General features: G+C 66.8%; 10 protein-coding genes. 7 read left to right on the top strand and 3 right to left on the bottom strand.

What is annotated here, in order from left to right:
* Positions 1-24 precede the first annotated feature (24 nt).
* From D7W81_RS02470 to D7W81_RS02490, 5 genes are all read left to right on the top strand, one after another.
* Positions 25-3,081 carry a hybrid sensor histidine kinase/response regulator gene (locus tag D7W81_RS02470; protein WP_120553689.1) on the top strand — a complete coding sequence of 1,019 codons (3,057 nt, stop codon included), beginning with the start codon at positions 25-27 and terminating at the stop codon, positions 3,079-3,081.
* A 91-nt stretch (positions 3,082-3,172) separates the two neighbouring features.
* Positions 3,173-4,114 carry a DUF808 domain-containing protein gene (locus tag D7W81_RS02475; RefSeq protein WP_120553690.1) on the top strand — a complete coding sequence of 314 codons (942 nt, stop codon included), beginning with the start codon at positions 3,173-3,175 and terminating at the stop codon, positions 4,112-4,114.
* Positions 4,115-4,282: 168 nt separating this feature from the next.
* Positions 4,283-7,714 carry a hypothetical protein gene (locus D7W81_RS02480; RefSeq protein ID WP_147445326.1) on the top strand — a complete coding sequence of 1,144 codons (3,432 nt, stop codon included), beginning with the start codon at positions 4,283-4,285 and terminating at the stop codon, positions 7,712-7,714.
* On the top strand, positions 7,711-10,239 hold the full coding sequence (locus tag D7W81_RS02485) for an amidohydrolase family protein (RefSeq protein ID WP_147445327.1): 2,529 nt from the start codon (positions 7,711-7,713) through the stop codon (positions 10,237-10,239). The genes D7W81_RS02480 and D7W81_RS02485 overlap by 4 nt, the downstream gene beginning before the upstream one ends.
* 79 nt (positions 10,240-10,318) lie before the next feature.
* Positions 10,319-13,615 (top strand): Ig-like domain-containing protein, encoded by a 3,297-nt coding sequence (locus D7W81_RS02490; RefSeq protein WP_120553693.1) that lies wholly within the window; start codon positions 10,319-10,321, stop codon positions 13,613-13,615.
* Between the two features lie 90 nt (positions 13,616-13,705).
* Here D7W81_RS02490 and D7W81_RS02495 read toward each other — a convergent pair whose 3' ends face one another.
* Positions 13,706-14,419 carry a hypothetical protein gene (locus tag D7W81_RS02495; RefSeq protein ID WP_120553694.1) on the bottom strand — a complete coding sequence of 238 codons (714 nt, stop codon included), beginning with the start codon at positions 14,417-14,419 and terminating at the stop codon, positions 13,706-13,708.
* 168 nt (positions 14,420-14,587) lie between these two features.
* On the opposite strand from D7W81_RS02495, the gene D7W81_RS02500 reads away from it, so the two are divergent.
* Positions 14,588-16,270, top strand: coding sequence for a serine hydrolase domain-containing protein (locus D7W81_RS02500; protein ID WP_120553695.1), 1,683 nt, complete (start codon positions 14,588-14,590; stop codon positions 16,268-16,270).
* A 98-nt stretch (positions 16,271-16,368) separates the two neighbouring features.
* Positions 16,369-18,456, top strand: coding sequence for a lectin (locus D7W81_RS02505; RefSeq protein ID WP_120553696.1), 2,088 nt, complete (start codon positions 16,369-16,371; stop codon positions 18,454-18,456).
* A 48-nt stretch (positions 18,457-18,504) separates the two neighbouring features.
* Here D7W81_RS02505 and D7W81_RS02510 read toward each other — a convergent pair whose 3' ends face one another.
* Together D7W81_RS02510 and D7W81_RS02515 are read right to left on the bottom strand one after the other, a co-directional pair.
* Positions 18,505-20,973 carry a phosphoketolase family protein gene (locus D7W81_RS02510; protein WP_120553697.1) on the bottom strand — a complete coding sequence of 823 codons (2,469 nt, stop codon included), beginning with the start codon at positions 20,971-20,973 and terminating at the stop codon, positions 18,505-18,507.
* Positions 20,974-20,986: 13 nt separating this feature from the next.
* Positions 20,987-22,081 carry a class I fructose-bisphosphate aldolase gene (locus D7W81_RS02515; RefSeq protein WP_120553698.1) on the bottom strand — a complete coding sequence of 365 codons (1,095 nt, stop codon included), beginning with the start codon at positions 22,079-22,081 and terminating at the stop codon, positions 20,987-20,989.
* Positions 22,082-22,279 lie beyond the last annotated feature (198 nt).

Genomic DNA, 22,279 nt, shown 5'->3' on the forward strand with positions numbered 1-22,279 from the left:
CGCGTGTGGTAACGAACGCGCTTGATGAGCTCCTCGATCCGCCCGCACGCGATGGCCTCCAGCGCTTCTCAACCGCCGGAGGCGTCCCACCGTGCGGCCTCGGAGGAGCCCTTCATCCAGCAGGGCGGCGACATGGGCGCCCTGATGCGGGCCCATGACTGGTCCACGAACTCGCTGGGCCCGCTGGAGCACTGGCCGCAGTCCCTGCGGACGTCCGTCAGCACGATGCTCCGCTCGCCCTACCCCATCATCCTCTTCTGGGGCCCCGAGCTGCGGATGCTCTACAACGACCCGTTCCGGCCCATCCTGGGGGCGAAGCATCCCCAGACGCTGGGGGCGCGCGGGAACGAGGCGCTCGTCGAGGAGTGGGCGCAGCTGGGACCGCTGATCCAACGGGCCCAGGACACGGGCGAGCCCATCTACATCGAGGACGGGAACGTCAACTTCGCGCGCCGCCCCGGCGGCCTGCGGGAGGAGTCCTACTTCACCTGGTCCTACAACCCGACCATCGGCGAGTCGGGGGAGATCGCCGGCCTCTTCGCCATCGCGAGTGAGACGACGCGGCAGGTGGTGGGCGACCGCCGGCTGGGCATCCTCCGGGAGCTGTCCATCCGGATGGCCCTGGACAAGAAGGTCGAGCAGCTCTTCCGCTCGCTGGAGGAGGTCCTCTCCCAGGCGGCGTACGACGTGCCCTTCGCGCTGCTCTACGTCGTCAAGGCGGACCAGGCGCGCCTGGTCAGCTGCGCGGGCCTGGAGCGCGGGGCGGCCGCCGCGCCGGTGACGCCCGCGGCGGATGACGCGTCCACCTGGCCGCTCGCGAGCGTCGCGGGGTCGCGGCAGGAGGTCCTCCTGGAGGACCTGGCCCAGCGCTTCGGTCCGCTGCCCGGCGGCCCCTGGCCCGAGCCCACCACCCGCGCCCTGGTCCTTCCGGTGCCCATGGGCGCGGACACCGAGACCACGGCGGTGCTCGTGGCCGGCTTGAGCCCCCTGCGCGCGCTGGACACGGAGTACCGCGGCTTCCTGCAATTGCTGGCGCGGCAGCTCGCCGCCGGCATCACCAGCGCCCGCGCCTACGATGAGGAGCGGCAGCGGGCCGAGGAGCTGGCCCGTCTGGACGCGGCCAAGACGGCGTTCTTCAGCAATGTCAGCCACGAGTTCCGCACGCCGCTCACGCTCATCCTCGGCCCTGTCGAGGACGCGCTGACGAAGACGCCGCGGGCGTTGGAGGGTGAGTCGCTGGAGCTCGTGCGCCGCAATGCCTTGCGGCTCTACAAGATGGTCAACACCCTGCTCGACTTCTCCCGGATGGAAGCGGGACGGGCCCAGGCCACCTACGCGCCCGTGGACCTGTCTGCCTTCACCACCAGCCTGGCGAGCGCCTTCCGCTCCGCGGTGGAGAGCGCGGGCCTGCGGCTGGAGGTGGACTGCCCGCCCCTGCCCGAGCCCCTCTACGTCGACCCGGAGATGTGGGAGAAGGTTGTCCTCAACCTGCTCTCCAACGCGGTGAAGTACACCCACCACGGGGAGATCCGCGTGAGCCTGCGGTGGGAGGACGCGCAGGCCGTCCTGCGCGTCGAGGACACCGGGGTGGGCATCCCCGAGGAGGAGCTGCCGCGCGTCTTCGAGCGCTTCTACCGCGTCCGCGTCACCCAGGGCCGCAGCCATGAGGGGACGGGCATTGGCCTGGCGCTGGTGCAGGAGCTGGTGAAGATGCACGGGGGCCAGACCCACGTGACGAGCCAGCTGGGCACGGGCACCACCTTCACCGTGCGGCTGCCACGCGGAACGGCCCACCTGCCCCCGGAGCGCGTCGAGCGCACGCCGCCGCAGGTCCCGCTGCCTTCGGGCGCCGCGCTCTTCGTCGAGGAGGCGCGCCGCTGGTCCACGGACGCCCCCTCCCTGGACACCGGGCCCACGTCCGAGACCTCCGCGCCGGACGGCGCCCCGGAGCTCGCGCGCTCCCGCATCCTCCTGGTGGACGACAACGCCGACCTGCGCACCTACGTCACGGGGCTGCTCAAGCACGCCTTCCAGCACGTGGAGACCGCCAGGAACGGGCAGGACGCGCTGGAGCAGGCGCGCGTCCGGCCGCCGGACCTCATCCTCTCCGACGTGATGATGCCGGTGCTGGACGGCTTCGGCCTGGTGCGCGCGCTGCGCGCCGACGAGCGCACGCGCGCCATCCCCATCATCCTGCTGTCCGCGCGAGCGGGCGACGAGGCCACGGTGGAGGGCCTGCAGAGCGGCGCGGATGACTACCTGGTGAAGCCCTTCTCCGCGCGCGAGCTGCTGGTGCGGGTGCGCACCCAGCTGGACATGGCCCGCGTGCGCCGGGAGGTGGTCCGCAACGAGGTGGAGCGGGATTCGCTGCGCGAGTCCGTGCGGACGCGGGACGACTTCCTGCGCCTCGTCAGCCACGAGCTGCGCACGCCCGTGAGCGCCCTGTCGCTCAACATCCAGTCCCTGGTGCGCTCCCTGGACGTCCCCGCCGCGGACGCCACCTCCGAAGCCACCCGGCTCAAGGCACGGACCACGGAGAAGCACCTCCACCGCCTGTCGCGGCTGGTGGGGCAGCTGGTGGACGTGTCGGAGTTCGTCACCGGGCCGCTGGACCTGTCGCGGGAGGCGGTGGACCTGGCGGAGCTGGCGGCCACCGTCGTGGCGCAGGCGAAGGAGAAGGCGCTTCGCGCGGACTGTGTCCTCACCCTGGAGGCGCCCCTTCCGGTGGTGGGACGGTACGACCGGGCGAGGCTGCACCAGCTGCTCGACAGTCTGGTGGACAACGCCCTCAAGTTCGGGGCCGGCAGGCCCGTGGAGGTCGCCGTGGCGCGCGCGGAGGGCCGCGTGAGCCTCACGGTCCGGGACCACGGCGCGGGCATCGGGCCGGAGGACCAGGAGCGCGTCTTCGGGCGCTTCGAGCGCGGCGTCCCCGCCAACCACCACGGCGGCTTCGGGCTGGGCCTGTGGATGGCCCGCCACATCGCGGAGGCCCACGGGGGGTGTATCCACCTGGCGGCCACGGAGGGGGGCGGCGCCACCTTCACCACGGTGCTGCCGCTGGAGGACCCTGCCGGAGGATGACCTCCGGTCGCTGGAGCACGGCCCCCCCAGCTGTGCTAATCCCGCGCTGGCCGCAAGGCCGTGTCACCCTCCTCCAGCCCGGAAGACATCCATGGCAGGCAGCAGCCTGATTGCGCTCATCGACGACATCGCCACCATCCTGGATGACGTCTCCATCCTGACGAAGGTCGCGGCGAAGAAGACGGCGGGCGTGCTCGGGGACGACCTGGCGCTCAACGCGCAGCAGGTGACGGGCGTGAACGCGGACCGCGAGCTGCCCGTGGTGTGGGCGGTGGCGAAGGGCTCGCTGGTCAACAAGGCCATCCTGGTGCCGGCGGCGCTGGCCATCAGCGCGCTGGCGCCCTGGCTGGTGACGCCGCTCCTGATGGTGGGCGGCGCCTTCCTGTGCTTCGAGGGCTTCGAGAAGCTGGCGCACAAGTTCCTGCACAGCAAGGAAGAGGACGAAGCGCATCACGCCGAGCTGCGCGAGGTGCTGACGAACCCGAACGTGGACCCGGTGGCCCTGGAGAAGGACAAGATCAAGGGCGCGGTGCGCACGGACTTCATCCTCTCCGCGGAGATCATCGCCATCACGCTGGGCACGGTGGCGACGGTGGACTTCGCCACCCGCGTATCCGTGATGGTGGGCATCGCCCTCATCATGACCGTGGGCGTGTACGGGCTGGTGGCGGGCATCGTGAAGCTGGATGACGCGGGGCTGTATCTCAGCCGCAAGAGCGGGGGCTTCGCGCGAGGCCTGGGCGCGGGCATCCTGCGCACGGCGCCGTGGCTGATGAAGTTCCTCTCCGTGGCGGGGACGGCGGCCATGTTCCTGGTGGGCGGCGGCATCCTCGTGCACGGCATCTCCAGCCTGCACCACGCGGAGGAGTCCTTCTCCGCCTGGGCCGGGCGCGTGCCGGGCGTGGGAAACATCCTGGGCGGCCTGGCCCCCATGCTGCTCAACGCCGCGGTGGGGCTGGGCGCTGGCGCCGTGCTGCTGCTGCTCTTCACCCTGGGCCAGAAGCTGTTCAAGGGCCGGGGCGCGAAGAAGTAGCGCGCGTTCGAGCGAAGTCCGCGTCTGGCACGCTCGCGACGGCGATGGGCAGTGGGCTGCTATCGTGCGCGGATGGAGAACGCATCAAGAACGCAGCAGGGCGGGAGCAACCTCCGGCCTGAAGCCAGGCCGTATACCTGGTCACGGCTCACGGATGATCAGCGCAGAGTGGCACGAGACATCCACGCCTGGCTCGTCGACTATCTCGCGGAGTCTCCCGAGCCTGGACCGTCAGGCGATGAATCGATCCTGGGTTGGAGCCTCGATCAGGCACGCCATTCGAATGTCCTGCTGATCGACGGGGGGCGCGGCAGCGGGAAGACCAGTGTCATGCTCTCGCTGCTGGACCTGTGGAAAGGCCTGTTTGAGAAGACCGTCGTTCCTGCGTCCTCTGACTGGAAGGACCTTCAGCCGGAGCTGGATGCCCTCAACGGAAGCCTCATTCCCGTAGCGGTCTTGGACCTCCAGCCGATTCCGCCCTCGACGTCCTTAAGGACCTGGATCGCGGGACGGCTTGTGGCGCTCGCCCAGAGCGCCGAGGCTCACCAGCCCATCTCCAAAGAGAGCATCGCGAAAAAGCCCATCTGGACTCCCGCCGATGAGCACGAGGCGCCCTGGCGGAAAGCCTGGCGCAAACTGCTCAATGACGCGGCCGCAGGCTGGCATGACCTTGGGGCGGACCGCAGGAAGATCGATCCTGAGTCTCTCGCCGTGGAGCTGGAGGAAGCCGAACTCGCGCGCAGCTCCATCGTCACGCATTGGCGGGCCTTCGTTGACCAGGTCGTCAAAGCCGTGGGCGAGGCCCGTCCCTCCGCCAGCCCCAATGCTCGCATCATCATCCCCATCGACGACGCGGACATGAACCCTCGGCGCTGCGTGGAGCTGCTGGAACTGCTGCGAACCTTGTGGCACCCCAGAGTCGTCTTCCTGCTGACCGGCCACTCCGACCTGTTCCTGAAAACCTTGACCCTCCACTTCCTGGGCATCTTCCGAGCTCAGCTGGGAGGCAGCGCCACGACGGAACGGGAACGGTCCATCCTTGAAGACCAAGAGCCAACAGCGAACGACCTGTCCCTCCAGACCTACGACAAGGTGCTACCTCCGCGTCAACGCTTCGCGCTGAACACCCTGTTGCCAATGGAGCGGGTCCGGTTCCTCTCGGATATTCTTGAAACAAAGGTCTTCAGCAACACCTGGCCGACTGGCGTTTCGACGCTGCGCGGCTACTTCGAACACAATCCCTACGTCCATGGTGCGCTGCCGGATCGGCTTCGCGGCCTTCAGGGCTTGATCCAACGCTGGAACTCGCTCCGGGCCGGGAAGGATGGAGTTGGGACGCCCGTGTATGAGCTCTGGCGTGAGGCCCTGCTTACGGACCGCTACCGGCTCCCCATGGACCACGCGCAATGGTTGACCTCGCTCGTGGGCCTGGAAGACGGGCATCTCCAACTCCAGCATACGGACTGGCGGATCCAACGTCGGCCCAGCAAGGCTGTGCAACTCCAGATCCAGGAGTCAACACACTCTCTCCAGTTCATGGAGGCCGTGGGGTTTGACTGCGTCCTGCCTTTTGCTGAGAAGAACAACACACTGCCATCCCGGCTGAACGCGGCGCTGCTCCTGGCTGTGGACGTCTACCTCCAGGACAGGGGTGAGAGCATCGAGCAGTCGTCGGTCATCCCCCGGGGGCACGAGCACGCGTTGGTCATGAACAAGCTGACCCTGTTGAGGGAAACCAGCACCGTCGTCGCGAACATCCTGAACCCAGGGCAGCCTGCGCCATCCGCCTCGTTCACGACCTGGATTCTCCCCGATTGGCGAACCGTGCTCGAGGCCGCCCTCTTCGATCATCACTGGAATGCGGCGTTGAAGCATCAGAGTACATCCAGGGAGCAGCGGGTTGATTCCATGGCCTATGCGTTCCTATGGACCGTCCTGGCCACTGCGGGCAAAAAACCCAGTGCTCCAGCGCCTTCCAAGAACACCGTGGACTGGAAAGCCATCGCGAACGACCTTGTGAGCGAAACCACCCGACTATTTGAATCCCCCCGGCGCACCGACCACGAGGAGCGCCTTTATCAGTGGTTGATGGGAAGGGCGATTCTGCTTTCAGCTCCAGAGTCGGGAATGTTTCCCAAGTCCGCGAATGCATTGCTTGAGGCGTGGCTTACCCGGATTGAGCACGAACCGGCCCCTTTGAAACAAGAAGCCCTCCAGGCCGCTCGCAATGAGCGACAAGCCCAACTCTCGCGCATCGACCGTCAATACAAGTCCCCCAATGACGTCATGTTTGAGATCGATGCGGCCTTTCCTCATCATGACTGGGCACGACTCCTGGAAATGTGGGATGCGACCAAGGACATGTCCATCCAAAAGCGTCTAAGCAACGAGCTTTCAAGCCTATCTGTCGATGGCCGCAGGCGTACGAACTCAAACATAAGAAATGTAAGAGACTACGCAAACGTTCTTGACCTCAGCATCCCTGTCACTCCCAGCTTCACTGCCCAAAGTCGCGAAGCCCTGGAACGGATTCGAGACATGGGATCTCGAACCCACAGCGCAATCCTATGGCTCTGGAATAGATTGGTGGATGAGTTCGAACCTCAGAACAACAAGCTACGAAAATGGATCACGCCGACCGATGCGGGTGGAAAACTAAATGTTCAGCTCCCTCCCGAACTCAGAAATCGCCTGAACTCATTCGACGTCCTACAAACGCGAGTTGAGAAGGCAGTCAATCTTGAGCCCCCCGGGATGAGCCTTTACCTCTACCAGGTGACGACCCCCAAACCCGCGGATGCCTTACAACAGTTCCTGATCCTGGCTCACGATGTTGTTTTTGACAGTCAAGACACTCAGGCCCGCCCCTTCAATTCGAGTCCCCCAAACGCGAAGATGTTCATCAGCATCCCGCATGCGGATACAGAGGTACTCTATGATGGGAAGCTTGTGCGCATGGGGTGGCCGGCGCCAAGGTGGCGGACCTTCGTAGACTGGAAGAATGAAACACAAAGCTTGACCGACAGCTTCGATGCCCTCAAGACACTCCTAGAGGATGACCCTTCTCTTGCATTTTCCAAGCTTCTGCACGCAAGCTGCCTAGATATTGTTCTACAGGTCAGCCGGAGTGTAAATCAAAGCATGAAGACCCAGGTTCATGCCGATCCACTAAGCCAGGGATTTCTTCGCTGGTATTATTCTGGCTCCTCACTCCGCTCAAACCAGCCTTCACCAGATGCGCCCCCTCAAGGGGAAGCTGCCCTGCTCTATCTGAATTGGGTGCATTGGGCCGTCCCCCTCTTCGCCACTCCGGAACTCGGGCTTGATCCAGAGTACGCGCGAGCAATGCTTGCGGGCCTCTTGGGAGCCGACCGGGCTCAGTTTGAAGGAAACCCCAATCGCAAGCTGCCGAAGCAAAGCGTTGACACCTCCGCGAATTTTCGAGCAATGCGTCGTGAGTGGGCCAGGCATTGTCTCAACACCTCGGACCCCCGGCTTGAGAACACGAATCCACGCCTGTTCCTCCAAGACGTGGACACAAAGCATCGGGGTCATCCTTGGCATGAGGTGTTTGGGAAGGATTCCGAAGATCCGTCATGAATCCCGGAGTTCGTTCTAAACATCTCGCGGCTGAGACGCTTGCGTGGCCCATCGCGTCCCTGAGTTCCTTCCGGCTGGGGTTGCTCCAGCTTGAACGCATGGACTCCGGAACGCTCCATCCCGCGTCCTCCAAGCTCGCTGATGACCTGAGCCACCACCTCAAGCCCCTGGCGCGAGGTGGGTCACTGGAAGTCTTGACCCAGCTCAGAGAGGCTCTTTGGTTCGAAGAGGTCGAGTGGGTCTCGCCACGCTCCAGCCAATGCCGCGTGTCCCTACATTCCTTCCTCATGCGGCAAGCCCAGGCGCGGCTGGAGTTCAGCGGGCCGCGCGTGTGCCTGCGCATCTCGCCCGGCCTCTCCCTTGCGGAGGCCGTGCACCACTGGCGGTGGACCTCCCTCTCGCTGCCTGGCGACGTGCTCATCGCCGCCCATGCGGCGGCGACCGGCCAGGAGCCCCCTGCGGACAGCGTGAGCTTGGGCGCGCCCGAGCTGGATGGTTTCTTCTCGGAGACAGAGCTCGCCCAGACACATCTCCATCTCGGCGCTGCCATCCCCTTCGAACGGCTCTGGACCCACCTCATGGCCGGGATTGCAAGCCAAGACCTTCTCCCCGGCGACCTCAAGGGAACAGCGGGGTTTGTCGACACGCGTGAGTTCCTCTGCTGGCTCGTCACCGCGGCGCTCGCTCGACTCTCGCTCGGCTCGTTCCTCTTTCACCTGGAGCAGGGCCAGGCCCAAGACCTGGGCTCGTTCTTGCCGGGACTCGCGAAGCGGACCCGGCCCCCCCAGGTCTTCCTCGGAGCCATGAGTGCGCTTTCGCAGGGCAAGGACCCTGTGTCCTTCGCGGAGGCGAGGCGGCTGCTGCGCACATTGCAAGGGCAGCCGCCGGAGCGATTACAGGGAGATCCATTGGAGGTCCTGGAGCAGCGCGATCCGCTGTTCGAATGGCTGGGGCTTGCGCCCACTCTTCCCGAAACGCGCTTGATTGCCCGCTCCTTCCGATACCTTCGGACATCCCCAGCGGACAAAGGTTTCGCCTCCCTCTTCTGGCAGTACCTGCGAATCCGGAACCTCACCTACCGGCATCTGGTCCTCGCTCCGGGAACAGGGGGCCTCGACTGGTTCTCCACGCACTTCCGGAACATCTCGCCCTTGCGCAAGGGGATGGATGAGCGCACCCGTGTCTGCTCCGCCCTGGAGATGGATTCACGAGGTGCGCGACTCGCATCCCTGGAGGTTCGCACGTCCCCCAGCGCACACTGGGGTGACATCCGGAACCTCGCGCGCGAGGTTAAGGCCGCGCCCTTCCGCCGCGAGGAACCCGTCGCGCGGGCGCTCGTGCTGCACTTCATCAAGGAAACGCATACATCCCGTCCGGACAAGCTTCCGAACGCGGATCCTCGCCAGCGCGCGCATGGGTGCCGCTTCGGCTCCTATTTCCATGCGCGGGAGCAGGAGGTTCTCGCCATCGAGACCGTCCTGCGGCGACATCCCCGACTGCTCCAGGTCCTCCGGGGGATGGATGTCTGTCACCTTGAGCTCGCGGTGCCAACCTGGGTGTTCGTGCCACTCCTTCAGCGGGTTCGGCAGGCCTCGGCGCGGGTCGCGGAGAGCAGCGGCGGCGGGCTGCGCGCGCTGGGGCTGACACTCCACGCAGGAGAAGAGTTTCGCAGGCTCAGCGAGGGGTTGCGCCACATCCATGAGCCCGTCGAGTTCCAGCTCCTTCAACGGGGCGACAGGTTGGGCCATGCCCTTGCGTTGGGGACAAAGCCGCGGGCATGGTGCCGCGACAACGCCGTCGTTCCACAGCCCAAGGAAGAGCATCTGGATGACCTGCTCTGGGAACTGGACCGCGTTGCCCATGACGACTGGCTCACGCCCAGAGGGCGGGCTCGCTACGTCAAGGAGCAAGCCACGCGACTGGGCGCCGAAATCTATGGAGGGTCGACCGCGCTGGTCGACCTGCGCCAGGCGCGCAAACTCAGAGGGGATGCGTACTTCCTGGCAACAGTTGGATACCCCTTCATGCGAAGCCATGAGCTCGCAAAACAATGGGGCCCTCCGGGAGAGTTGGCGGTTCGCTACCTCTCCGACTTCGCTGTTTACACCCGGGGGCGGCAACCGGAGCTCGTCACGGTGCATCCTACGGACGCCGCCATGCTGGAACGGACTCAACAGTTTCTTCGGAGCACCCTGGCAGCGTTGGAGATCACGATCGAAGCCAATCCGACGAGCAACATGCTTATCGGCGAAGTGGCGCTCGAGCACCATCCCATTTTCAGTCTCCAGCCTCTTCCTGGAAAGGCACGCAAGGGCGTCTCGAGCATCGCGGTGGCATTGGGAAGCGATGACCCGGTGACGCTCGCAACCTCTCTGCCGGACGAGTTCGCCTACTTGTACTTCGAGCTACTTAGAGCGGGGGTTTCTCGCCAGGAGGCGCAGAGCTGGCTGCGTCGGGTCGCCGAAGGCGGGATGCGCGCCCGCTTCACACATCAGCCGACGGGGCCAGGACCTCGCGCGCCGTAGGTGGGGTTGCAATAAACACGTAAATCGTGCAATCACGGCCCCGGGATGTCTTCACGAGTCCAGCAGAGGGGGAAGTTCCATGCGATTGCATTCATGGCTGCGGGGCAGCCTGGTCTTGTTGTGTCTGAGTTGTGGTCCCACGTCGCCGGAAGACGCTCCGGAGCCCGAGCAGGCCCGGGCGCGCACGCGGGCCGAGCAGCTGGTGGCGGAGCGCGGCTTCGACCTCCGGGACGTGTCCCTGGTACCGGACGCGAAGGGAGTGCGGCAGACGCTCCACTTCCGGGGCGTCCCCATCTGGGGATTGGAAGCGAAGACGGCGCTGGACCAGACCCTCTTCTCCAACGTCCGGTTCCAGCCCACGGGCGCGGTGGAGACGGAGGCCCGGTTCACCGAGGCGCAGGCCCGGGACGCAGCGCTCGCGGCCCTGAAGGACGCCACCGCGAAGGTGGAGTCCGCGCGGCTCGTGCTGCTGCCCACCGAGGTGCGCCAGCTGCGCAAGGGCGTGGCCCCGAGCATCACCGGTCCCCGGAACGCCGAGGACTTCGAGCGGGTGGTGACGGGCCTGCGGCTCATCTACCGGCTGAAGCTCTCCACGGGCGGAGATGCGCCGCGGCGGTGGAGCGCGCAGGTGGATGCGCGCTCAGGAGAGCTGCTGCGTCTGGAGCCGCTCGAGCACACGGGCGTGGCCGGGCAGTTCAAGAAGGCCGTGGGCACGGGCTACTACTCGGGGCGGATCTCCCTCGTCGTCTTCGCTGAGACCTTCAGCGGGCTCAACCGGCTGCGGGACAAGTACACCAACGACTACGAAGCCTATGTTTCGCAGGGGAGAGGCGGCACCTACGAGCTCTACCTCGGCACGGACGTGACCCTGGGCGACGGGCTCCTCTATAGCGGGGGCAACGTGCTCGGGACCAACGGCGAGACCGCGGCGGTGGACGCCTACCACGCCGTGGGCCTGTCGTGGTCCGTGTACGAGACCTTCCTGGGGCGCTCGGGCCCGACGGGAACCGGCAGGCCCTTCACGGTCCAGGTGCACGTGAACGCGGCGAACGCGTTCTATATGCCCGACGAGCTCGAGCCGACCGTCCGGTTCGGCTATCGCACCCTGGGCGTCAATCCCAAGACCCCCTTCACCACCACCGACGTCGTGGCCCACGAGCTGGCCCATGACTTCTTCGCCCGGGAACTGGCGGGAGATCCTTCGGATGTTCCGCCGAGCGGGTCGGAGCAGGCAGGGTTGAACGAGGGCACGGGGGACATCTTCGGCTTCGTCACGGAGCTGCTGCGCGACGCGAAGCGGGTGTCGTCCTCGTCGACGAACATCGACGGAGTGGTGCTGAAGCCCTCGAACCTCTCCGTCGCGGAGGAGACGGGGCTCGCGGCCCGCGACCTCCTGTCGCCCTTCTATTCCGAGTGGTTCGACACCATCGGGGACAGGGACGAGCACTACTCCGCGGGCCCCCTGAGCCGGATGTTCCTGCTGCTGGCCTATGGGTGCAGCCCCCAGACCCAGAGCCCGTGGCACTGCTACCTGGTGCCCGAGGGGTTCACCGGCCTGGGCGCCACCGAGGCGCTGCGCATCTGGGCGCAGGCGGTGCAGCTGATGCCGCTGGGCTCGGACTACCTCGACGCCCGCCAGGCGGCGCTCGCGGCGGCGACCGCGCGGGACGGCGTGTACGGAGGCCCCCGCATGAAGGCCGTGGCGCGGGCGTTCGCGGCCATCAACGTCGGCTACAAGCCGGACTCAGTGCCACCGCAGACGACCCTGAGCTGCCGGCAGGTGCAGCAGGACATCGAGTGCACCGGCACCATCACCGACGCCGAAGTTCCGGGGCAGTACAGCACCGCGCCGCGGCTGGTGGTGGACGGCGGCGCGCAGATCAAGACACTGTCCGGCTGGACGTTCGAGCAGGTCGTCCTGCCCGGCGCCGCGCTGGCCCATGGCAATCACACCGTCCAGTTGCAGGCCTGGGACTATTGGCAGAACCCGGCCACCCAGACGGTGACGGTCACGATGGACAAGCAGGCGCCCACCTTCTCCGTCCTGCGCTCGGGGGCGCCCAAGCAGCCCCTCTACTCCGTCACGCCGAGCGACCCTTCCGGAATCCAGGCCGTGGACTTCAGCGCCGACGGCCAGCTCATGTACGGCATCTTCGTGCCCCCCTATGAGCAGGAGCTGGATACCTCCACCTGGACGGATGGCACCCATGACGTGGCCATCAAGGTCTACGACAAATACCTGAACGCAGCCGTCCAGCACTTCGCCCTGAAGGTGGACAACACTCCGCCCGTCCTGACGATGACGGTGGCGGCGGGGACCGAGTCGCCGTTCCCGGTGAGTGTCTCCGTGACGGACATCTCCGCGGTGGCGCGGGTAGACTTCAAGGTGGACGGGTTCGTCTTCGCCACGCGGACCCACGAGGCCACGACGTACCAGGCCAGCTACACGCCCCCGGATGAGCTGGCCCACAACCTCACCGTGGAGGTGACGGACGCCTTCGGCAACAAGGCGACCACGTCCAGGGCGGCCCCACTCGACACCACGCCCCCGGCGGTGACCTTCGCCAAGACGCAGCCGGGCTCGCTGGTGCGGCTGACCGTCAGCGCGACGGATGGCTGTGGCCTTGAATATCCGTATGCGCTGTATGTGGACGGGGCGCTGGTGGCGCAGCCCACGACGCCGTCCTACGTGCTGGACTTCGGGGAGTCGATGACCGCGGGGGCGCATACGTTCCAGGCACTCGTTCGCGATGCGTGCGGCAACACGGCGAACTTCGTGACGTCGTTCATCAAGGACCTCACCCCGCCGGTCATCACGGGCATCACCCGGGACGACACCCAGCCGAAGAAGCCGAAGTTCACCGTGCAGTGCACGGACACGGAGGGCGTGCACCACGTGGAGCTGCGCGAGGGGGGCGTCGTCACCCAGACGGACACCACCGCGCCCTATGAGTTCGTGGTCGACACCACGGGCCGGGCGGACGGCGACTACTCGCTGCTGTTCCAGTGCACGGACATCAACGGCGTCTCCAGCTCGCCGGAGACGCGCACGGTGACGGCGGACAACACCGGTCCCACCCTCAACCTCACGGTCTATGGCGCGGGCCGCTCGTACCTCATCTCCGCGGAGCCCGTGAGCGACCCTCGCGGCATCCAATCTGTCACCCTCGCACAAATCCTGGTCCCCAGCTTCAGCGTCACGCGGACCCAGGCGCCCTGGTCCACGCAGTGGACCATCCCTGGCACCAGCTCCATCCAGACGGACCTGCCGTTCTCCGTCACCGCCAAGGACAACTGGGGAAACACGTCCAGCAAGTTGCTGTATTGCTCGGTGAATACCGCCTCCACCGTGGCGCAATACCGGACCTGCCACTGAGCCGGGGCGGGCCCGTTCCCGCCGGCTGAACACGCTCCAGGCACGGTGCCAGCGCGGGCACCGTGCCTGAGGAACGGGCGTCGTGCACCTCTAACCGACGGTGTAGCAGTAGGTCTTGACGCCCAGGGTCTCATCCGTGGCATCGGAATCGATGGGGCCGTTTTCATCGACCACCGCGTAGTTGAAGGCATCCGCGACGATGAGCGCGACGTTGGGCCGCTTCTTGACGATCGCTTCGACCCCGACTCCCTGGCCGATGGTCAGGTGGATGTCCACGGTGGGGTCGGGGGTCGTGCCTTGCGTCGCGTCACGGCAGATCTGGGTGAAGATGCTGACCCCGTTGAGTGTCACGACCTGGCCGCCATTGCCTGGCTGGAAGGTATAGCCGCCCACGGGCACCGGCACCCCGACCTCCCCCACGCCGTGCTGCTTTCCCACGAAGATCTCCGACTCGCCGCCGAAGTAGCCAATCACCCGGTTCTGCACCTTCTTGTCGGTCTCGACGACGAGCGAGCCCGGCACGATCAGGATCCGCGGGTAGGTGGCTGAAAGCTTCTCCATCGCGGTGAAGTACTGGCTCACCAACGCAACAGGGAGCGGCTCCGCGGGAAGCGGGCGGCCCTTGCCCTTCGCGGCGAATGCGTACTCGGGTGCGGTGAAGATCGACAGGGAACCGGGGTTGCACCGCAGCGAGAACTGAGCGACGGCCTGCTTCAGCGCGGCGAACTTCGCGGTGAGGGGCCGCTCCTCCCAATAGGGATTCACCCCCAGGTTGCAATTCCAGAAACCGATTCGGATGGGCATGGCTGGGTCTCCCCCACGGAATGCTCCATCCTACAGCCTCCGGGCCGTCCCGTTCGCCGCACGCGGGTGCCCGTTCGCCGCCCCCACGTTCCCACCGGCTGAACGCTCCCCCCGCGGGGTGCCAGAGCGGGCACGGTGCTTCCCACCCTCTCGCCCCGAAAGGACACCATGACGCGCAAGCTGCTCGTGTCGTCGCTCCTGTTGCTCGGTCTCACGTGCGCTCCCGCCCTCGCCGCGGACACCTTGCCCAAGGACCGGCATCAACAGGTGGATGCCCTCTTCGCGCCCTGGAGCGGGAAGACGACACCTGGCTGCGCAGTGGGAATCACACACGAGGGCACGCTGGACTACGCACGCGGCTACGGCATGGCGGACCTGGAGCACGACGTCCCCATCACGCCGCAATCCATCTTCCTCATCGCCTCCATCTCCAAGCAGTTCACCGCGTTCTCGATTGGACTGCTGGCGCAGGAGAGCAAGCTGTCCCTGGACGACGACATCCGCAAGCACCTACCGGAGCTGCCCGCGTATGCGAAGACGATCACCGTCGCGCACCTGATGCATCACACCAACGGCCTGCGCGAACAGGGCCAGTTGCTCAATCTGGCCGGCTGGCGCGGTGATGACGTCTACACCGAAGCGGACATCCTCTGGGCGCTGAGCCGGCAACGCGGGGTGAACTTCGAACCGGGCTCGGAGATCGTGTATGGCAATGCCGCGTACACGTTGCTGTCCATCATCGTGCGGCGAGTCTCCGGCAAGCCGCTGCGGGCGTTCGCCGACGAGCGCATCTTCAAGCCGCTGGGCATGGCGGACACCCACTTCCGCGATGATCACACCGAGGTCATTCCCAGGCGCGCATGGGGCTACGGCCCCCGCGAAGGTGGCGGCTGGCGGCTCGGCGTTCCCAACACCGACCACTACGGCTCGAGCAACCTGTTCACCACCGTGGGCGACCTGCTGAAGTGGGAGCAGAACCTGCTCAACGGGCGCGCCGGTGGGCAGGCGCTGGTCACGTCGTTGCAGACCTCCGGCAGATTGAACGACGGCACCGTCACCGGCTACGGCGGGGGCCTGCATTTGACCGGCTATCGAGGCCTGCGCATGGTGAGCCACGACGGCATGGAAGGCGGCTACCGCACGGAGGCCCTGCTCTTCCCGGACCATCGGCTGTCCATCGTGACGTTGTGCAACGGCGGCAACATCGATCCCGGAGAGCTCACACGGAAGGTGGCCGAGGTGTACCTGGGCGCTCACATGAAGAACGTGATGCCGCCCGCCGTGAAGCTGGCGGACGCGCAGCTGGCCACACTGGCCGGCAACTACTGGAGCCCCCAGACGGATGAAGTGGTGCGGCTGGAGCTCAAGGACGGAGCGCTGCGCCAGGTTGGCGTTCCCACTGCGTTCGTGCCCATCGGTAACGGTGCGTTCCGTCCGGGCGAGTCGATGCACGTGTGGCGCTTCACGGCGCCGACGGCCCGTGCTTCGCGTGAGTTGAGCATCCAGGACAGCTGGCCGACGACGCGGAACTTCATCCGCCTGACCGCCCCCGTGCCCTCGGCGTTGGCGACGTTCGCCGGGCAGTACCGCAGCGACGAGCTCGACACGACCTACGCGGTGCGCGTCGCGGACGGAAAGCTGGCCCTCCGCTGGCCGCGCCGGGACGAGGTCGTGCTGGATGCGGTGGGCGGTGACCGTTTCGTGGGCTCGCTCGGCGCGGTCACGTTCACGCGAGCGGCCTCCGGTGGCATCGACGGGTTGACCATCAGTAACCGTCGCCTGCGCCGCCTGCGCGCGGAGAGGCTCGGGGTCGCGCAGGCGCAACGAGCGGCTTCCGCGGCGTCTCAGTAAACGAGAGGACCGGCCGGCGGCGTAGTCCGGTGGACACACGCCGCCGTGTCCCAAAGAGTTCACTTGAGGCCGTCCCTGCAATCCTTGAAAGAGGAGGAATGCAAAGAAAAGCCTCCCTGAAGATCCATTACCTCCTGGCCGGAGTCCTGGTCGCCGTCACAGCTTGTGGAGAGAAGCCGGAGAACGACCCCGAGCTCCAGACACAAAGCGCCGCGGTGACCGCGGGCACGCGGCTCATTGGCGCGCAGTCCGGCCGCTGCCTCGACGTGGCGGGGAACAGCCAGACGCCGGGGACCGAGCTCCACATCTATGACTGCAACGGGCAGGTGAACCAGCGGTTCCTGTTCACGCCCGAGGGCGAGCTGCGCGCGTTCGACGGCGCCCGGTGCATCCAGCCGGAGACGGCCAGCTCCGGAGCCCGGGCCGTCAGCGTCGCCTGTGATGGGACGGCGAACCAGCAGTGGGTCCGCAACACCAACGGCGCGGTGGTCCACACGGCGTCCGCGCGGTGCCTCGACGTGTCCGGCCAGGCCACCGCCAACAGCTCGTCGGTCATCCTCTGGACTTGCAATGGCCAGACGAACCAGCGGTGGTCATTCCCGGCGGACACCCAGGCCCCCACCGTGCCCACGGGGCTCGCGCTGTCCAACGTGACGTGCAACTCAGCCACGCTGTCGTGGTCCCCGTCCACGGACAACCAGGGCGTCGCCTTCTATGACGTCTACCACGACGGCCAGCTCATGAAGTCCGTCTCCGGCGCCGTCGTGTCCACCGGACTCACCGTGGTCCCCGGTGCGACCTGGGGCCTGTATGTGAATGCGCGGGACGCCGCGGGAAATGTCTCCCAGGGCAGCGCCACGCTCTCCATCACCCCGCCTCAGTGCCAGGTGGATACCCAGGCGCCCAGCATCCCGACGGGCGTCGCCGCCACCGCCAATGGCACCAGCGTGACCGTGACCTGGAGCGCATCCACTGACAACGTGGGCGTCAGCGCGTACGACGTGTTCCGCGGGGGCGTGAAGATTGGCACCGTGTCGGGCTCGCCGCCGGGGACGACGTTCATCGACAGTGGCCTGTCCGCGAACACGGCCTACAGCTACGCCGTGCTCGCCCGTGACGCCCAGGCCAATGCGTCCGCCCAGAGCACGGCCGTGACGGTCACCACCGGTCAGGCCTGCGCGAACGCCGTCTGCTCCGTCACGCAGGTCGCCACCGACACAGACATCCCGTGGGGCCTGGTGAACCTGCCGGACGGCTCGGTGCTGTACGGCCGCCGGGACGCGCAGGACATCGTCCGCCTGGACCCGGCGACGGGACAGAAGACGTCCGTGGGGACCGTCCCCAACGTGCAGAGCACCGACGGCGAGGGCGGACTGATGGGGCTGGCCCTCTCCCCCACCTTCTCCACCGACCGGTGGCTGTACGTGATGCACACCTCCCCCACCGACAACCGCATCGTGCGCCTGCGGTATGAGAACAATGCCCTCAACACCGCGTCGCTCCAGGTGCTGCTCCAGGGCATTGGCCGCAACAAGTTCCACAACGGCGGGCGCCTGCGCTTCGGACCGGACGGGAAGCTCTACGCGTCCACCGGGGATGCCCAGAACGGCGCGTACGCGCAGGACCTCAACAACCTGGCCGGCAAGGTGTTGCGGCTCAACACGGACGGCACCGTCCCGTCCGACAACCCCTTCGGCAACTACGTGTGGAGCTACGGCCACCGCAACCCGCAGGGGCTGGCGTTCGATTCGCAGGGACGCCTGTGGGAGCAGGAGTTCGGCAACTCCGTGATGGACGAGACCAACCTCATCCAGAAGGGCGGCAACTACGGCTGGCCCAACTGTGAGGGAACGGTGTCGCAGGGCGGCTCGGGCTGCGCGACGGCCGGGTACATCGCGCCGAAGCAGACCTACTCCACGGCGGATGGCTCCTGCTCCGGCATCGCGGTGGTGCGCGACGTCCTCTACGTGGCCTGCGCGCGCGGCACGCGCCTCTACCGGGAGGTCATCTCCGGCTCCAGCCTGACCAACGTGCAGCAGTTCTTCGTCGGCACCTATGGCCGGCTGCGCACCGTGGAGCCGACCCTGGACGGCAACCTGTGGATGACCACCACCAACCAGGGTGACAAGGACAGCATCCCCAACAACAGCAACGAGAAGATCTTCCGCGTGGTGTTGGGGCAGTAGCGCGCGGCTCACGCATGGCGCCTCTTGCGCCATGCGTGAGCTTTCCCGTCAGTCCGGCCAGGTCCAGTCAGCGACTTCAGGGCGGTCCCGGCCGTGCTCGTGCGCGTAGGCCAGGTTGTCGAGGATGGCGTTCTTCATCTCCTCCTTCAGATGCCCCGCCTTCACGGCCAGCGCCGGCACGCGGTCGATGACGTCGATGACCAGGTGGTAGCGGGACGTCTCGTTCAGGATGGCCAGCTCGAAGGGCGTGTTGATGTTGCCCTTCTCCCGGTAGCCATGCACGTGCAGGTCTTCGTGGTCCAGGAAGCGGTAGGCGAGCTTGTGGATGAGCGAAGCATAGCCGTGGAAGCTGAAGATGATGGGCTTGCCCGGTGGGAACAGGCTTTGAATCTCGCGCTGGGTGGACCCGTGCGGATGATCCGCCGACGACTGCAGCTTGAACAGGTCCACGACGTTGATGAAGCGCAGCTTCAGGTTGGGTGCACGCGCGCGCAGGATGGAGGCCGCGGCCAGGGCCTCCTGCGTCGCGACGTCACCGCAGCAGGCCATGATGACATCCGGCTCCGCGTCCTCGTCCGTGCTGGCCCGCTTCCAGATGCCAATCCCCTTGGCGCAGTGGGCGACGGCCTCGTCCATGCTGGTGAACTGCAGGTGCTTCTGCTTGTCCGCGACGATGACGTTGACGCAGTCGGTGCTGCGCAGGCACTGGTCCGCCACCACCAGGAGCGTGTTGGCGTCCGGCGGCAGGTAGATGCGCGTGACCGTGCCGGACTTGTTCGTCACCAGGTCGATGAAGCCCGGGTCCTGATGTGAGAACCCGTTGTGGTCCTGACGCCACACCGTCGAGGACAGCAGGATGTTCTCCGAGGCGACGGGCGCCCGCCAGCTCACGTGATTCTTGCTGATGTCCAACCACTTGGCGTGCTGGTTGAACATGGAGTCGACGACGTGGGCGAACGCCTCATACGTGTGGAAGAGGCCGTGGCGCCCCGTGAGCAGGTACCCCTCCAGCCACCCCAGCAGCGTGTGCTCCGACAGCATCTCCATGACCCGGCCGTCCCGCGCGAGGTAGCCCCCGTCCGCGTCGTCCGGCACCAGGTTGGCCATCCAGGTCTTCCCGCTCACCTCGTAGAGGGCCTGGAGCCGGTTGGAGGCGGTCTCGTCCGGGCCGAAGACGCGGAAGCTCGTCGGGTTGTCGCGCATGATGTCGCGCAGGAACTCGCCCAGCGGCTTCGTGTTCTCATGCAGCGTGGTGCCGCGCGTGCCGACCTTGACCGCGTAGTCGCGGAAGTCAGGCAGCTTGAGCGCCTTGCGGAGCAGGCCGCCGTTGGCGTGGGGGTTCGCGCTCATCCGCCGGTGCCCCTTGGGCGCGAGCGACCGGAGCTCCGGTATCAGCCGCCCCTCCGAGTCGAACAGCTCCTGGGGCCGGTAACTGAGCATCCAGTCCTCGAGCGCCTTCAGGTGCGCCGGGTTGCCTCGCACGTCGCCGAAGGGGACCTGGTGTGAGCGCCAGGAGCCCTCCAGCTTGTGCCCGTCCAGCTCCTTGGGACCGGTCCAGCCCTTGGGCGCGCGCAGGACGATCATGGGCCAGCGCGGACGCGTCGGGGTGTCCGTCAGCCGCGCCGTCTTCTGCAGGGCCCGGATCTCCGCGACGGCCTGCTCCAGGGTCTCCGCCATCTTCTGGTGCATCTGGGCCGGGTCGCTGCCCTCGACGAAGTAGGGCTTGTAGCCGTAGCCCACGAACAGGGCCTCCAGCTCCTCCGGGCTGATGCGGGCGAGGATGGTCGGGTTGGCGATCTTGTACCCGTTGAGGTTCAGGATGGGCAGCACGGCGCCGTCCCGCACGGGGTTGAGGAACTTGTTCGAGTGCCAGGCCGTCGCGAGCGGCCCCGTCTCGGCTTCGCCGTCACCCACGACGCAGGCGACGATGAGGTCGGGGTTGTCGAAGGCCATGCCGTACGCGTGGGAGAGGCTGTAGCCCAGCTCGCCGCCTTCATGGATGGAGCCCGGCGTCTCCGGGGTGACGTGGCTGCCGATGTGGCCGGGGAAGGAGAACTGCTTGAAGAACCTCCGCATCCCCTCCGCGTCCAGGCTCTTGTCCGGATAGACCTCCGAATAGGTGCCCTCCAGGTACGCCGGTCCGAGCACGCCCGGGGCGCCGTGGCCCGGCCCGGCCACGAAGATGACGTCGAGGTTCTGCTCGACGATGAGCCGGTTCAGGTGGACCCAGGTAAACGAGAGCGCCGGGCTCGCGCCCCAGTGGCCGAGCAGCCGGTGTTTCACGTCCTTGGGCGTCAGGGGCCTTCGCAGCAGCGGGTTGTCCTGGAGGTAGATCATCCCCACCGCCAGGTAGTTGCACGCGCGCCAGTACGCGTTCATCAGCTCCATTTCCCTGGCGGTGAGCGGTCCTCCGCCCCGGGTCCGCTCGCGGTCTGGAGCGGAGGGCCCCTGGCCGTGCTCCCTCGCGGACAACGGCTGCCCATACTCCGACGCTTCCGTCCCTTCGGGGTGTGCCATGACATGCCTCCCATCAGTGGTGGGTGTGGAGTGTTGAGTCAGACGGGCTGTGAATGGAGAACGGCTCCGCGGCCCGGACGAAACCCGCTTCGCCCTCCATGTCCGAGCTGTACGTGCCCAGGGCCGCCGCGCTGTCGCACCAGGCGCGGTGGTGGAACGCCCGCTGGGCGGCGGGCACCTGCTCGTCGCGGCCCCTCCAGGCTTCGAGCGCCTCATCCTGCAGCGCGCGTCCGTAGGAGAAGCTCAGCGTCCAGGGCTTCGGGCCTTCCAGCATATTGATGGCGTTGAGGTGTTCCGTGGCCAGGACCGAGTCCTGTCCGCCGGACAGGAAGACGACTCCGGGGACCGCGGGCGGCACATGGCGTGTCAGGACGCGCAACGTCGCCTCCGCCACCTCCTCCACGGAAGCCTGGCTCGCGAAGCCGTGGCCCGCGGTGATCATGTTCGGCTTGAGCAACATCCCTTCCAGGGACACCCGCGCGGCGAAGAGCTCATTGAAGACCGCTTGCAGCACGCGCCCCGTCACGTCCTCACACCGCTCGAGCGCGTGCACGCCGTCCATCAGGACTTCAGGCTCCACGATAGGCACCAGGCCCTGTTCCTGGCAGAGCGCGGCGTAACGCGCGAGCGCGTGCGCGTTCGCGTGGATGCACGTCGCGGTGGGCAGTCCGGCGCGGATGACGAAGACCGCGCGCCACTTGGCGAAGCGCGCCCCCAGCTCGCGGTACTCCACGAGCCGCTCGCGGAGCCCGTCGAGCCCTTCCGTGACGGACTCTCCCGGCGCGCCAGCCAGGGGGCGGACGCCAGCGTCGACCTTGATGCCAGGGATGATGCCGCGGTCCGCCAGCAGCTTGACCAGCGGAGTGCCTGCCGCGCTGTCCTGCCGGATTGTCTCGTCCTGCAGGATGACACCGCCGATGAACTCGGCGATGCCGGGCGTACTGAAGAGCAGCTCCCGGTAGGCGCGGCGGCTGTCCGCGGTCGACTCAATCTCGCGCGCGGTCAGGCGCTTCGTGATCGTGGAGACCGTCTCGTCCGCCGCCAGGATGCCCATTCCATCCGCGATGATGGCTCGCGCGGTTTCACCGAGCCCTGGCCTCGTCGGCATGTGTTCCTCCCATCTTCTTGAAAGAGAAGCTGAGGGCCCCCTGAAGCGCCGACAACCCGCGAGAGGGCGCTCGGCAACGGGGCTGCCCTGGAGCGCGGGGCTGGATGGTGCGGCCCATACCGCGATGCCATCTTGACCCTGTCTCCCGCTGTCACTGGCGACGTCCGGAAGGACGGGCGCGGCGGCGAGCGGGCGGGC

This window comes from Corallococcus aberystwythensis, assembly GCF_003612165.1.
Taxonomy (GTDB): domain Bacteria; phylum Myxococcota; class Myxococcia; order Myxococcales; family Myxococcaceae; genus Corallococcus; species Corallococcus aberystwythensis.

Excerpts from the sequence above, each read along its gene's own strand:
- D7W81_RS02495 (WP_120553694.1), bottom strand. The coding sequence starts at position 14,419 with ATGCCCATCCGAATCGGTTTCTGGAATTGCAACCTGGGGGTGAATCCC.
- D7W81_RS02485 (WP_147445327.1), top strand. The coding sequence starts at position 7,711 with ATGAATCCCGGAGTTCGTTCTAAACATCTCGCGGCTGAGACGCTTGCG.
- D7W81_RS02510 (WP_120553697.1), bottom strand. The coding sequence starts at position 20,973 with ATGGCACACCCCGAAGGGACGGAAGCGTCGGAGTATGGGCAGCCGTTG.
- D7W81_RS02505 (WP_120553696.1), top strand. The coding sequence starts at position 16,369 with ATGCAAAGAAAAGCCTCCCTGAAGATCCATTACCTCCTGGCCGGAGTC.
- D7W81_RS02475 (WP_120553690.1), top strand. The coding sequence starts at position 3,173 with ATGGCAGGCAGCAGCCTGATTGCGCTCATCGACGACATCGCCACCATC.
- D7W81_RS02500 (WP_120553695.1), top strand. The coding sequence starts at position 14,588 with ATGACGCGCAAGCTGCTCGTGTCGTCGCTCCTGTTGCTCGGTCTCACG.
- D7W81_RS02470 (WP_120553689.1), top strand. The coding sequence starts at position 25 with ATGAGCTCCTCGATCCGCCCGCACGCGATGGCCTCCAGCGCTTCTCAA.
- D7W81_RS02490 (WP_120553693.1), top strand. The coding sequence starts at position 10,319 with ATGCGATTGCATTCATGGCTGCGGGGCAGCCTGGTCTTGTTGTGTCTG.
- D7W81_RS02515 (WP_120553698.1), bottom strand. The coding sequence starts at position 22,081 with ATGCCGACGAGGCCAGGGCTCGGTGAAACCGCGCGAGCCATCATCGCG.